We start from the raw sequence: 12022 nt of genomic DNA, 5'->3' as shown, positions 1-12022 counted from the left end.
GCCACCCGCCCGAGCCCGACGGCCGGCGCCTGCCCCGCGGCGAGCTCGGCCGCGAGCTGCTCGCACGCGTCGATCAGCCGAGCCGCGGTCGCCTCCGCCTCACGGGCGGATCGGCGCCGGGCAACCATCGCCGAGCCGACCACCGCCGCACCCGCGCCCAGCAGTGCGAGCACGCCCACTCGCGGCGCCAGCACCAGCCCGACGGCCACCGAGATCCCGGCCAGCGCCACAGCGCCTCCCGTCGTGCGCACCGGCGGCGCCGACGCGCTCCGTACCATCGGGGCAGAAGCGGCCGGGCGGTGACCGGGGAGCAGGGCCGCCGCAAGCGCCGCGCACACGACTGCGACCCCGGTCACGACCGCACCCCCCGCCGCGAGGCGACCTCGACCCGTGACGCGGGGCACCACAGCCCGTGACTCGGGGAGATGGCGCTCATGCGAGCACCCGCGAGAGCCGCTCGTGGCCCGGACCCCGTCGGACCTCACCGTCCGGCCCCGACGACAGGGCGAGCGCCATCGAGACGAGGCCGTCGGCTCCCCGCACGGGCACGGCGATCTCGGAGACCCGGCGGGTGGCGCGGTCGACGTGCAGCACGACGTCGAGCCCTGCCGCGAGCTGGCTGTGCGCCGCCTCCCGGCCGAGCCCGGCGGCGAGCGCGAGCGCCTCGATCCGCGCCGGCACGTCCCGCGAGGAGTTGGCGTGCAGCGTGCCGCACCCGCCCTCGTGGCCGGTGTTGAGCGACGCGAGCAGGTCGACCACCTCGGCGCCGCGGACCTCGCCGACCGCCAGCCGGTCAGGGCGCATCCGCAGCGCCTGGCGGACGAGCTCCTGGACGCTCACCCGGCCGGCGCCCTCGATGTTGGCCGGCCGGGCCTCGAGCGCAACCACGTGGGGGTGCCCGAACATCTTTCAATCGCAATACGCGGCTCATGAAGCTCAGGAACCACAACGGAGCCAGTCTTGTCGACTACGCGCCCCGCCGGGCCCATCGTTAGGGCAACTCGACCCGAGCGGCGAAAGATGTCGAGCGAGAGCCTTCTGGTTTGCCCAGCCCGGCGGTCTGCACAGCCGCATGGATCGCTAACGGTTCCGGTGGTCTTCGGCCCGCCTCGAACCAAAGCCGACCGGAGCAGCCGGTTTCTCCCCTTGTCGGCAAACTCTCCGGAGATTCCATGTTGTAACACAACATGAACGCAAATCAGCAGGTCAGAGACGGTTTGCCAAGTCTTCTGCCACGGCGGCTTCGCCATTCGCGCTGCCAACCAGGGGACTCCAGAAAAAACATGCTTGTGATCCCCGGCGGTCTTCGCTTACGATGGGAGCCTCACCGCGAGTCTAGGCAGAGAGAGGAGGCAGCGGTGACTGAGATCGAGATCTACCCACAGGCAGAGGGGGAGCCGCGTCAGCAGGCTGCCTCTGCGCCGTACATGTCTTACAAGGGCTTCAAGAACTACCTCGTGAAGTTCCAGACCGAGGGGCTCCCCGCCCGGTTCGACGGCTCGTACTTCGGGAACGTCAGCGGCAGCATCGTCGCCCAGGTGCGCGGCACCCTCCGCTACTTCGACCTGATCGACGACGACCGGATGCCGACCCTGGCGTTGCAGGCGGTCGCAGACGCGAGCGAGGCCGACATCGCCCCGATGATGAAGGCCGTCTTCGAGGCCAAGTACGCCGACTGCCTCGCGCTGGCATCGAACGCGACGTACGACCAGCTCGCAGACGTACTCCGTGAACGTGGCCTCAGCGGAGCGACGATCAGGAAGGCAGTGACCTTCTTCATCGGCATGGCCGACGACATGGGCGTGCCATACAGCCCGCACTTCAAGAAGGCCCGGACTTCCACCGGCAACGGCACCGCGCGCAGGCGGGCCAAGAAGGCGGTGGAGCCGACGACGCCACCCCCTCCCCCGCATCAGCCGAAGCAGGTGGACAACAGTCCGGAGGCGCTGCGGGCCAAGTACATCAACCTGCTGATGACGAAGGTCGAGGGCGCCGGTGACGGCCAGCTCGACGCAGACCTGCTGAACCGGATCGAGCGGGCCCTCGGATTCGAGGAGCAGCAGGCGGCTACCACCGAGGAGGTGGGCACCAAGGATTCGCTCTGACGGGAATGCAGGGCCCAACCCTGCTCCAACCCGACAGAGAAGGAGGGAACGGCGAACGTACGCGCTGGGCCCGACGAACGGCCGGTGGCGTCACTCTTAGCGGGGAAGGCGTCACCGGCCACCTCTTGGTGGCTGTAGACCAGTCTACGCTGCGACGTACGTCGCCGTCGACCAATCTGCGTGAAGTCGAGCTTGCACACGCAGGCGTCGGGACACAGGCAGTCCGTTGGCGTCTCGCCAGTCGTACACCGCCAGGAAGCCCCGAGGAAGTTGGCTGCCCAGCTCCCCCAGCATGTGAGCCCGAACCGTCTGCACGAGGCTGTGGCGGCCTGGCGTGAGCTGCTCACCGAGCTTGCCAGCTCTCACGGAAGTCAATCCGGGTGGCGTCGTCGGAGACGAGAGCAGTAGCCGGCCGAGCGGCCGACGCCCATCCGGGGTTGTTCAGTTGTAGGTCAGGCTGCCTCGCAGGCCCTGTAGATCGCGGCTCGCTTGCACCCGAGGGTCCGGAGCGCGTCAAACGAACGGGCGCGATTGGAGACCTACTCGACGCCGCTGACCAGAGTGGCGATGTCTACGCCGAGGGCACGAGCGATCCGGATGTAGATGAGCATCCCAGCATTGGTCGTACCGCGCTCGATCCGGGAGTAGTGGGCCGTCTGGAGCTTGGCGCGCTCGGCCACCGCCTGCTGGGTGAGCTTGCGGCGTGCTCGCTCGGCCCTCATGTTGTCGCCAATGAGGGTGAGTGCGCGGTCGCCGTCGTCTGTGTCCATAGCCACCACTAGCCAAGTGGTGATGAACGTTCGACTGAATACCACGATTGTGCTCGTAATAGGCACTAGGAGTTCTATCGTGATTCCCGTCACCGGGGAGCTGAGGGAGAACACCACCATGACCGTGATCCGATCTGCCATCGTCGGAGCACTGGCCGTTGGCCTGCTTGCGGCCTGCGGTTCCAGCGGGTCCGACGCACCCAAGGCGTCTGGATCGAAGACGCCGAGCGCGCCGGCCAGCGCGAAGCTGTCGAGTGACGATGCGTACTTCGTCAAGGGCGTCCGCGAGAAGCGGCCCGACGCTTACGGGGTGCTGTCCGACAAGGAACTGCTGGACCTTGCCCACGGGGTCTGTGACATCTTCGCGAAGGGTGGTGGCGGTCAGGCCCTCACCGAGTTCGGCCAGAGCAGCATCCTTGACGCAGGCGACTGGGGCTATGCCGCTGGGTTCGGTGTCGGAACGTTCTGTCCGCAGTACATCGACCAGTTCAAGGCGATCGTGAACGCCGCGTCCGCGCAGGACTCCGATGACTCCGGCGACGCCGAGTAGCCCAGGCCGTCAGGCCCCGCGTGCGGCTGCACCGGGCAGGCCGTTGGCGTCGCGCCAGTCGTAGACCGCCCACGAGAATCCGGACTCGTACGCGGTGGTGACGTGCGCGGGCATGTCCGGCTCGACGCCGTGACGGAGGCACAGAGACCGTGCTGTGTTGTAGCCACGCATCCACTCGGCCTCTGCCTCACTCACAGAGCTAGTCGAACACTTGTTCGAGGATTCTGCAAGCCCGGTTCCAGCCCCGAGGAGCGGCTCAGCCCCCAGCCCCCTTCACTTGAGCCCGCCAGTTTGCTAGCTCTTCCGGCAGTCGTTCGCGGGGCCGTGGCCGTTGTTGTCCTTGGACACGAGAGCAGGAGCCAACGCGCTTGGCGCTGACTCCTGTCTCTGGGTTGTGCAGTTGCTAGGCGGCTTCCTCCGTCCACCTGTAGATCGTGGCCCTCGAAGTGCCGATGGTCCGGGCGATTGCCGTGATGCTCTCGCCGGAGGCACGGAGGGTCCGGGCCAGCTCGGTCTGCTCCTTGGAGAGGACCGGAGGCCTGCCGACCTGACGGCCACGGGCACGAGCGGCGTCTCTTGCTGCTGCCGTCCGCTCCTTGATGAGCTCCCTCTCCAGCTCGGCCATTGCCGCGAACACCGTTGCAGCGAGACGTCCGGCCGGGGTCGAGAAATCGAGCCCCTCACGGAGGGACTTCACGACGATCCCGCGAGAGTGCAGGTCGTTCAGGGTGTTGAGTACCTGAATCACCGAGCGGCCGAGCCGGTCGAGGGCGACCACGACGAGGGTGTCTCCCTCACGGAGAAAGTCGAGGCACTCCGTCAGTCCGGGCCGGTCCGAGCGGACTCCGGAGAGCTTGTCCGTCCACACCCGAGTGGCGCCAGCTGCCTTGACCTGATCGAGCTGCGGCGTGAGGTCTTGGCCCGAGGTCGAGACTCGACAGTAGGCACCGACGAGGGCCGTCATGCCGTCGCCGCCTTCGTGCTAGCGGCCTTGCGAGTGGTCGTCTTCTTGGCCGGGTCCTTGGCAAGCTCAGGCTTGGGCTCCTTGGCGTACTTGGCCTTGAACGTCCGGCCCACCGTTCCGGGGATTCGGTGAGCGATCCTGGCCTCGTCAGCCGCCTCGATGAACTTGGCCCATGCCTCTTGCGGAGTGCCGGTGACAGCGACCTCCCGCCAGATCTTCATGAGGTCGACGTCGTCGTTCATCCGCTCGACGTTGGTAGCGATGTGCTTGGTTGATGCGGCCACGGTTGTCTCCTTGGTCTCTCGGCTCGGCCTGTCCGAACCGAGACCCAGGAATCACCGGAGGTGACGGGTGTGTACCAAAGTCACCAATGCTCCCGAATTACGGACGGTTTCCGCCGAAACTTGAACGGACGTACTTGTGGACGGCTCGGAGGCTGTCGGAGGTCCGCTCCGCTGGCGCTCACCGGGGAGCTACGCAGCCTGTCCAGTAGCAACAGAGTGGACGGCTACAGGAGCGGCCCTGTGGCGACTGGACTCGATGGAACGCCCAACCCCCAGCTCATGCGCTGCGCGTGGCTGTCGTGGCACGGGAGAGGTCCGGAGCGACCTGCTAGCGGTCCTGCCACCAGTCGAGGATCAGATCGGCGCCGAGCCACAGGCCGAAGGTGCAGAGGGCGAAGGCAAGCCATGTCGGCACGGGGTCATCCTGCCAGCGGGAGGGTGCTCGACGGAACGTCTGTGGGTGCATCACCGACGAGCACCCACCGGCTGGCAGGGCTCTCCCCGAGGGCACCGCTGCCCGGTGACTGCGACCGTTCCGAGCCTTCTCTGTGAGTTGGTTTGGTTGATCCCGAACAGCGGTGCCCGGGGGCTCTCCCCATCCTGGTGGCCGAGGAGAGACGAGAGCGACCGGACCAGTCCAGACAAGGAGACCCCAGGTCCGGTCACTCACGACTGCACTCGGCGGGGCTGAGCCGCTGGGAGGTGGCCGGTGGGACACCATGCTCAAGGAGACCACCGACCACCACCGAGGGGCTCAGCTCGGCCTAGTCCGTGAGTGGGTCCTCCTCGGGCACGTAGCCGAGCATGTCGAGGAAGTGGTCGAGGGTCATCACGGCGTACGCCTCCCCGATGGACCGCCCGCGCCGTGCGTGGATGCCGACGGCGTACTCCTTGCCGGTGAGCGTCGCCGCCACGACCGCGGCGTCGAGGGTCTCACTGACCTTGAGTGACAGGCCCGCATGGATAGAGACGCCCACCGGCAGCCCGGACATCGAGCCGGGGTGCTTGATGCCCTCGGCAATCGAAGTGATCCGGTTGAGCTTGGCCGTGCGGTGGCCATGCTGGAGGAACCGCAGGAGAACTTGGGTCTTGAACGCCTCCGAGCGGCCACGGTTGCTGTTGTCGATCTTCGTCACGGTCATGGTCAGTGCTTCCCCGAGTACGTCCCAAGGGAACGCGAGGTGGGAGCCGCCGGGCCGTAGACCGACTCGATCTCGGCAAGAGCCGCCTTGCGCTCCTTGGGGTCCGTGATCTGGTTGGCCGCAGAGACCCGGGCACGGCGCTCCTCGTCGTGCTCCAGCTCGCCGGGAGTCGTGGACACGAAGTGCCGAGGGAAGCCGCCGACGCCGACGACCTGCATCCCGAAGCGGCGGATCTGAGCCTCCGGGTCGTGGACCAGAGCGAGCCACGCGGCGAGCTGTCCGAACCTGTCGGTGTTGGCCTCGATCAGGGACTTGGACACCACCAGCTCGTCACCGCGGCGCGAGACGACGCCGGTGAACTGGTGCTTGACGACGTTGTGGAACGTCCAGCCCGAGACGAGGAAGTGGATGGTCTCCCCCACCTTGGGGGCACTGGCGATGGGAGCGATGGGAGCGTCAGTCATGGCTGGGTCCTTTCAGAGAATCACGATGTTGGGGTCGAAGGTGTTCGGGTCCGAGTCGGAGTCGCGGTCGTAGAGCTTCACGAGGGAACCCGAGGCGAGGGCGTACTGGCCGGACTTGAGTGCCAGCTCTTGCAGGACGGTGAGCGCCGACGCCTTGCGAGTGGCCGAGAGCCGCACCGGCTCCGGGTCGGGCGTCGCTGTGGCCTGCGGGTGTCTGCCCGGCTGGGCCATGTCGAGATAGCGCTGGATGTGCTGCTGCTCAGCGGCGGTGGTCACGACAGCTCCTTGGTGGGTCGATTCGCTTTGGCGGTTGAAAGTGCCGGGAGGACACCTCCCTTTGCCCATGCGCCTCTCAGTGCGTCGGCAATGTCCGTGTTGCCGTGAGTGTCGAGATAGGCCAGGAAGTCGATCAGCGCGTCGGGGTGACGCGGGAGGACCTGAACGATCGCGTTCATGGACGTCATCGCCTCACGGAGGCCCTCGACCGTCTCGTCAGAGTCAACTCCGAGCTGGCGGGTCAGGACGAGGAGGAGGTCACGCTTGGCTGCCCCGGCACGAAGCAGCAAGTCCGGATTGTTGCTGGTGACCGCGAACTGCCTCACGCTGTTGGCGTCGCCTGCCAGCTCCGCGAGCTGGTCGGCGTAGTTGGAAACGTGAGACGCGGTGCGGATCGAGAGCGCAGCCCGCAGCTCCTCCGTCAGATGGGCTCGACGGTGCCGGTTCACGGCGCTGACCGACAGGCCAGCGTCAGCCGCTATGAGCACGATTGGTTCCCTGCGGAGGATCCTGGTTTCGAGGTCGGCACGGTTGGGGTGCCTGCACATTCCGCAGTCGCGTGCCACTGGCCTGCCTCCTCTCCACGGTACTGACGTCACAGAGGGGTATCGGCTGCTGCCGTCGCCAACCTCTGCAAGGGCTCTCCGCCTCTGGAGCGACTGGACGCACTAGGAATGCAGAACCCCCAGCAGGAGAGCTGCGGCAGTCAGGAGGAGGCTGTGGTGGCCTGCACTGGATATGCACTTGGCCGAGCCCAGCCGCTAGGGCAGCGCGGGCTCAGAGGAGCTTGCTAGGTCTCGTTGAAGTTAAACAGGCGTCGGCCCGCCGAAGATCTCCACCAAGTCCGGATCGAGGTTGTCGTAGAAGTCGTCCAGCTGCGATTCCCGCTCCTCGTGGGGCAGACCGGCCTCACACAGGTCACAGATGCAAGGCAGGGTCTCGTCCTGCCAGCGTCGGAAGGCTCTCCACGCTCGTACGCCGACCGTCTCCCACGGGAACGCCTCCGTGGGGCATGAGAGTTCGTCGTGTTCACACATGGAGCCCCGAGGGCAGGCACATCGGGGCTCCGCAGTGGACCACCCGCGACGGTTCTCGTTCTGCTCCTTGAAGGTGGCCCACCGAACGTTCCTGGGCTCATAGTGGCCGTCGTTGTTGATCCGGTCGATCGACTGGCCCCGCTTGCGATGAGGCATGTGCTCGGCCACGAAGTCGTAGAACGCGAAGGCGTCGTGCCACTCCTCACAGACCTTGATGCCGCGACCGCCGTAGTCCTCGAAGTCCGGGTGGTTCGGGTCGTAGCACCGCGCCATCATCTTCTTCCAGCGGTGGTACTCCGGGTACTTGGAGAACGCCTGGCCCTTGTAGACCCGCTGCGTGTGAGTCCGGCGAGCGCCTGCTGCGAGCACGTCTCGATAGGTGCCGTTGGCGTCCCGCCACTCCTTGAGCACGTCGAGGCGATAGAGCCAGTCCTTGGGGAACCGAGTGCGCTGAACGGAGGCGATGTCACCGGCACGGGCGAATGTGCGAAGGGCCCGGACCGAACGGTCGAGATAGCAACTCGCCTCGTTCTCGGTGAGGAGCTTGATCCCGTCCGCGTCGATCTGCACCGGGACATTGTCTCTCGGCGTCCGCGTGCGTGTGCGGATGAATAGATCGAGCTTCGGAGTGAGAGAGCCCCCCTACCCCCCAAGGGGTGACGTGTGGAGTCACCTGCGGGTTGTAGAGAGACCTCCCGACGATGAATGAGTCTCGCCCCGTCGTTCGGTCGCCCAGGCCTATTCAGCCCGTCCCACGCTTGCGCGCAACAGCACTATCGGCAACAGCCGACGCTCACCCATGAACACGAGAACGGGATGAGGCCCTGTGCCTCTCCGACCGTAGGACAAGTCAACTACGGGAGGACCGGAGAGGCACAGGGCCTCGGGGCTTGACCTGGGAGGGTCGAGACTCGCTAGTGATACTCGGCAGGAGCCCAGCTCACATGTCGAAGCTCTCGACCGCTACGGCGGCTTCGGAGGCTAGGAACCAACCAGCCCCACGGGCGAGCAAGCAACGGCTATGGCAGCCCAGGAGCGGCCCGGAGCGAGCTACTCGCCGGACTCGCCCTCTGCGTCGCCGTGAGTCGGCTGTTCCTCAAGTGGCTCACCCGTCGCCGGGTCCAAGTCCGTGATCTGCACTCGCTGAGCTGTGACCTTGGGGTTGCTTCGGTACTGCCTGCCAGCGGCAGCCGGGAGGATCGTGACTTGGATGAGAGCCTCAACGATCTGGCGCTGAGTGGAGAGTGTGAGGTCTTCAAACCGGTCTCGGGCGGTGGCGGTGGCCTGCTTCCAGCCACTCATGAACTTGAGGATGTCCACGGCCCTTCCGGTTTCTGAGTCCTCCTCGTCGACCTCTGCGTCTTCAACGACTGCAAAGCCGCGCATGATCTGAGCCAAGGAGCCGCTCTGCGCCAGCTGCTCGAACTCGTCTTGGAGCTGCTCGGCCTCAACTTGCAGCTCGGCCAGCAACTCACCGCGGCTCACCCGGTCGATCTTGAGTGCCTTGATCTCCTTCCGCTCGGCGTCGAGCGCGGCTCTAGCCTCGTGGTTCTTGTCGAGAGCGTCCCGGTCGAGCGCCGTCGCACGGGCGAGGGCCGGATCAGGAAACGCGAGTCTGCGAGCGATGTGGTTTCGCACAACCTCCTCGACCACCGGGTATGAGATTGACGACCAGCACCTCTTGCCCTCGGGGGTCTGACCCTTGCCGCCGCACTTGTAGTTCAGGAACGTCTTGCCGTAGGACCGCGTGTTTCCCGCCATGAGCGGTCGGCCACATGCGCCGCAGGTCAGGAAGAACGACAGTAAGTGCTTCCTGATGTGGTTGCCCGGTCCGGTGCGGCGGGCAGGGTCGAACAGGAGATTGCGGATCGCCTCAAGCTCCTCCCGGCTGACAAGCGGCTCCCACGTGCCCTCGTAGAACTCCGTGTCGATGATCTTGTAGCCGCTGTGCTCCAACGGGTCGTAGATGTTGCGCTCACGGATGCCTGCGTTCTTCCACCGAGTGAGAACCGCACGGACCCGGCCATGCGTCCAGTCGTCTCGACCACGAGTGGTCTTGTAGCCGGAGGCGTTCCACCGACGGATGATCTCTGCGAGTGAAGTTCCGGCGAGCACGTCGGCGGTCGCTTGCTGGATCATCTCGGCCTCGGGCTGCCTCCACGTCTTGCCGTCCTCCTCGAAGCCGAAGGCGCGAGAGGCCGTGCGGGGCTCGCCCTTCTGAGCCAGCTCAAGCTCCTTGCGCTTTTGACGCTCGGCCTTCTGGTCAACCTCGTTCTGGGCAATCTCCGCGTAGATGCCTGCCTGCATCCGACCACTGGAAGTGGTCAAGTCGAGCGACCCGGCCTTGACAGTGTGGACCGGAATGTCTCGGGGCTTGAGTACCTCGATCAGCCGGTGAAGGTCACGAGGACGCCGATAGAGCCGGTCCGTGTGCCAGCACAGGACCGCTTGGAACTTCCCTGCCTTGGCATCCTTGAGGAGCTGCTCGAAACGGGGGCGCGGCTTGGTCTTGCTGGCGCTGTAGTCGTTGTCGTCGTAGACGTCGAGCACATCGAAGCCGAGCTTGTCGGCCAACTCTCGGCAGTCGGCTTCCTGCCGTGCGACTCCGAGGCCCTTGCCCTCCTTGTCGCGGCTGATCCGCACATAGATCGCTGCAAGGGGCCTCACACTTGGGATCGTAGTGCTCTCGCTCCCTATTGTGCTGGCGGAACCTGCTGCTGCGCGGGGCGCAGCTCCGAGGCGTCCTCGACGATCACGATCCGCTCGCCGGTGGGGACGGCGGCGAGCATCGCGGACAGCAGCGTGGTCTTGCCCGACCCGGTGCCACCGCTGACCAGGAACGCGCGGCGGCGGGCGACGATCGTCGAGATCACCGGCAGCAGCCTCTCGGGCACGGAGGCGGACAGGGGAAGCGTCCGCCGCGAGGGCACCCTCAGGGAGATCAGCGTGCCGGGACGTGCCAGCGGCGCCAGCACGGCATGGAGCCGGGTGCCGTCGGAGAGCCTGACGTCGACGTACGGCGAGGCGTCGTCGAGCCGCCGACCGGCTCCGGCCGCGAGCCGCTGGGCGAGCCGGCGCACCGACCCCTCGTCGGGGAACGACACCCCGGTCGCCTCGAGACCCGCGCCGCGGTCCAGGAGCACCTGATCCGGGCCGTTGACCAGCACGTCGGTGACGCCGGGCAGCCGCAGCAGCGGCTCGAGCACGCCGGCCCCCAACGTCTCGCGCCGGAGCTGCTCGTGCACCTCGAGCACCGTCGCGTCGCCGACCGGCCGACCGGTGGCGCGCAGCGCGGCCGCCACCCGGTGCGGGGTGAGATCGCCGGGACTGCGGGCGAGCCACTCGCGGACCTCGTCGATCACCTCGCCGGCCAGCTCGGCCCGGGTCGACGGGGCGCTCATGCGGGGTCCCCGCCGTTTCGGGAGCGCAGCGAGCGAAAGGGTGGGGTGCTCATGCGGGGTCCCCGCCGTTTCGGGAGCGCAGCGAGCGAAAGGGTGGGGTGCTCATGCCACGGCCACCTCGGCGAGCAGGGCCCGCATCGCCCGCGCCATCCGCTCGCCGCGCGAGCGGACCGGCCCGAACCCGAGGTCGACCGACTCGACGACCCGCCGATAGTGGGGCAGCACGGCGACCGCCTCCACCCCCAGCGCGCGGGCGACCAGGTCGGCCTCCGCACCGCCGGACCGCACGACCAGACGCGTCCGCGACGGGTCGGGCAGCGCCGCGACGACCCGCGCCGACGCCGCGACCCCGGTCACCGAGCCGTCGACGACGACCAGCACCACCTGGCAGCGCGGGACGACCTCGTCCCACACCTCGCCGCCGCAGCGGGGCAGGTCGACGACGACCGTGTCGTGGGCGCGGCGCACGGCGGCGAGCACCTCGCGGACCGTCGCCCGCTCCGGGGCGGCGGCGGTCACGCCGAAGGTGAGCGCCGACAGCCCGTCGCGGTGCGGCATCGCCTCGCGCAACGCCCGCCCGTTGAGCCGTCCGCTGCTGTGGGCGAGCTCGGCCCACCGCACGCCCCCGGCCTCCTCCATGCCGAGGACCCGGTCGATCCCGGGACCGAGCGGATCGAGGTCGACGACGGCGGCCGGGCGTGCGGCCATCTGGCCGAGCGCGCAGGCGAGCGTGGTCGCGCCGACGCCACCCGACCCGCCGACGACCCCGATCGTGAACCCGCGCGAGGGTGCGTCGTCGCCCAGGTCGCCGAGGAGCTCCGCCAGCCACCCCGCCCCCTCGGGGAGCTCGACGACGCCGTCGGCGCCGAGCCCGACGGCCGCTCGGAAGAGCCCGTCCATCGCCCGCCAGGACACGACGGTGACGCCGGGACGCCGGGGTGGCGCCGTACGCGCCATCTCCTCCGCCAGGTCGCCGCCGACGAGCACGAGCCCGGCGCCGCCCCACGCCCGCAGCGCGGCTCCGACGTC

16 protein-coding genes are annotated in these 12022 nt (G+C 67.7%); 2 read left to right on the top strand and 14 right to left on the bottom strand.

Annotated features, from left to right (window positions below; genetic code table 11):
* Positions 1 to 251: hypothetical protein (locus tag QM572_RS05855; RefSeq protein ID WP_415091018.1), on the bottom strand; the 251-nt coding region annotated here is incomplete at its 3' end.
* Between the two features lie 181 nt (positions 252 to 432).
* Positions 433 to 906: an ATPase, T2SS/T4P/T4SS family gene (locus QM572_RS05850; protein ID WP_415091016.1), complete on the bottom strand. Its 474-nt coding sequence runs from the start codon at positions 904 to 906 to the stop codon at positions 433 to 435.
* A gap of 452 nt (positions 907 to 1358) precedes the next feature.
* Here QM572_RS05850 and QM572_RS05845 point away from each other — a divergent pair, with 452 nt between their 5' ends.
* Positions 1359 to 2105 carry a hypothetical protein gene (locus tag QM572_RS05845; RefSeq protein WP_415091014.1) on the top strand — a complete coding sequence of 249 codons (747 nt, stop codon included), beginning with the start codon at positions 1359 to 1361 and terminating at the stop codon, positions 2103 to 2105.
* Between the two features lie 539 nt (positions 2106 to 2644).
* Here QM572_RS05845 and QM572_RS05840 read toward each other — a convergent pair.
* Positions 2645 to 2875: a helix-turn-helix domain-containing protein gene (locus QM572_RS05840; protein WP_415091012.1), complete on the bottom strand. Its 231-nt coding sequence runs from the start codon at positions 2873 to 2875 to the stop codon at positions 2645 to 2647.
* A gap of 79 nt (positions 2876 to 2954) precedes the next feature.
* Here QM572_RS05840 and QM572_RS05835 point away from each other — a divergent pair, with 79 nt between their 5' ends.
* Entirely contained in the window at positions 2955 to 3425 is a 471-nt protein-coding gene (locus QM572_RS05835) for a hypothetical protein (RefSeq protein WP_415091010.1), read from the top strand.
* A gap of 9 nt (positions 3426 to 3434) precedes the next feature.
* On the opposite strand, the gene QM572_RS05830 is transcribed toward QM572_RS05835, so the two are convergent.
* From QM572_RS05830 to ssd, 11 genes are all read right to left on the bottom strand, one after another.
* Positions 3435 to 3620 (bottom strand): hypothetical protein, encoded by a 186-nt coding sequence (locus QM572_RS05830; RefSeq protein WP_415091008.1) that lies wholly within the window; start codon positions 3618 to 3620, stop codon positions 3435 to 3437.
* Between the two features lie 208 nt (positions 3621 to 3828).
* Positions 3829 to 4389 (bottom strand): recombinase family protein, encoded by a 561-nt coding sequence (locus QM572_RS05825; RefSeq protein ID WP_415091006.1) that lies wholly within the window; start codon positions 4387 to 4389, stop codon positions 3829 to 3831.
* Positions 4386 to 4673 carry a hypothetical protein gene (locus QM572_RS05820; protein WP_415091004.1) on the bottom strand — a complete coding sequence of 96 codons (288 nt, stop codon included), beginning with the start codon at positions 4671 to 4673 and terminating at the stop codon, positions 4386 to 4388. Before QM572_RS05820 ends, QM572_RS05825 begins: the two co-directional genes overlap by 4 nt.
* 764 nt (positions 4674 to 5437) lie before the next feature.
* Positions 5438 to 5815, bottom strand: a complete 378-nt coding sequence (locus QM572_RS05815; RefSeq protein ID WP_415091002.1) for a hypothetical protein — start codon at positions 5813 to 5815, stop codon at positions 5438 to 5440.
* A 2-nt stretch (positions 5816 to 5817) separates the two neighbouring features.
* A complete protein-coding gene (locus tag QM572_RS05810; protein WP_415091000.1) occupies positions 5818 to 6279 on the bottom strand; it encodes a hypothetical protein in 462 nt (153 codons plus the stop codon).
* Positions 6280 to 6291: 12 nt separating this feature from the next.
* Entirely contained in the window at positions 6292 to 6555 is a 264-nt protein-coding gene (locus tag QM572_RS05805; RefSeq protein ID WP_415090998.1) for a hypothetical protein, read from the bottom strand.
* Positions 6552 to 7121 (bottom strand): hypothetical protein, encoded by a 570-nt coding sequence (locus QM572_RS05800; RefSeq protein WP_415090996.1) that lies wholly within the window; start codon positions 7119 to 7121, stop codon positions 6552 to 6554. Before QM572_RS05800 ends, QM572_RS05805 begins: the two co-directional genes overlap by 4 nt.
* A gap of 240 nt (positions 7122 to 7361) precedes the next feature.
* Positions 7362 to 8162 carry a hypothetical protein gene (locus tag QM572_RS05795; protein WP_415090995.1) on the bottom strand — a complete coding sequence of 267 codons (801 nt, stop codon included), beginning with the start codon at positions 8160 to 8162 and terminating at the stop codon, positions 7362 to 7364.
* Positions 8163 to 8642: 480 nt separating this feature from the next.
* On the bottom strand, positions 8643 to 10259 hold the full coding sequence (locus QM572_RS05790; protein ID WP_415090993.1) for a recombinase family protein: 1617 nt from the start codon (positions 10257 to 10259) through the stop codon (positions 8643 to 8645).
* Positions 10260 to 10285: 26 nt separating this feature from the next.
* Positions 10286 to 10993, bottom strand: a complete 708-nt coding sequence (locus QM572_RS05785) for an ATPase, T2SS/T4P/T4SS family (RefSeq protein ID WP_415090991.1) — start codon at positions 10991 to 10993, stop codon at positions 10286 to 10288.
* A gap of 102 nt (positions 10994 to 11095) precedes the next feature.
* The coding region (ssd, locus tag QM572_RS05780; protein ID WP_415090989.1) for a septum site-determining protein Ssd at positions 11096 to 12022 on the bottom strand (927 nt) is incomplete at its 5' end.

This window comes from Nocardioides sp. (assembly GCF_047607365.1).
GTDB lineage: Bacteria > Actinomycetota > Actinomycetes > Propionibacteriales > Nocardioidaceae > Nocardioides.
This window is presented reverse-complemented; position numbering and strand designations above follow the sequence as displayed.

Bases quoted from the DNA above. Each gene is read 5' to 3' on its own strand.
- QM572_RS05850 (WP_415091016.1), bottom strand. From the start codon at position 906: ATGTTCGGGCACCCCCACGTGGTTGCGCTCGAGGCCCGGCCGGCCAAC.
- QM572_RS05840 (WP_415091012.1), bottom strand. From the start codon at position 2,875: ATGGACACAGACGACGGCGACCGCGCACTCACCCTCATTGGCGACAAC.
- QM572_RS05825 (WP_415091006.1), bottom strand. From the start codon at position 4,389: ATGACGGCCCTCGTCGGTGCCTACTGTCGAGTCTCGACCTCGGGCCAA.
- QM572_RS05815 (WP_415091002.1), bottom strand. From the start codon at position 5,815: ATGACCGTGACGAAGATCGACAACAGCAACCGTGGCCGCTCGGAGGCG.
- QM572_RS05810 (WP_415091000.1), bottom strand. From the start codon at position 6,279: ATGACTGACGCTCCCATCGCTCCCATCGCCAGTGCCCCCAAGGTGGGG.
- QM572_RS05785 (WP_415090991.1), bottom strand. From the start codon at position 10,993: ATGAGCGCCCCGTCGACCCGGGCCGAGCTGGCCGGCGAGGTGATCGAC.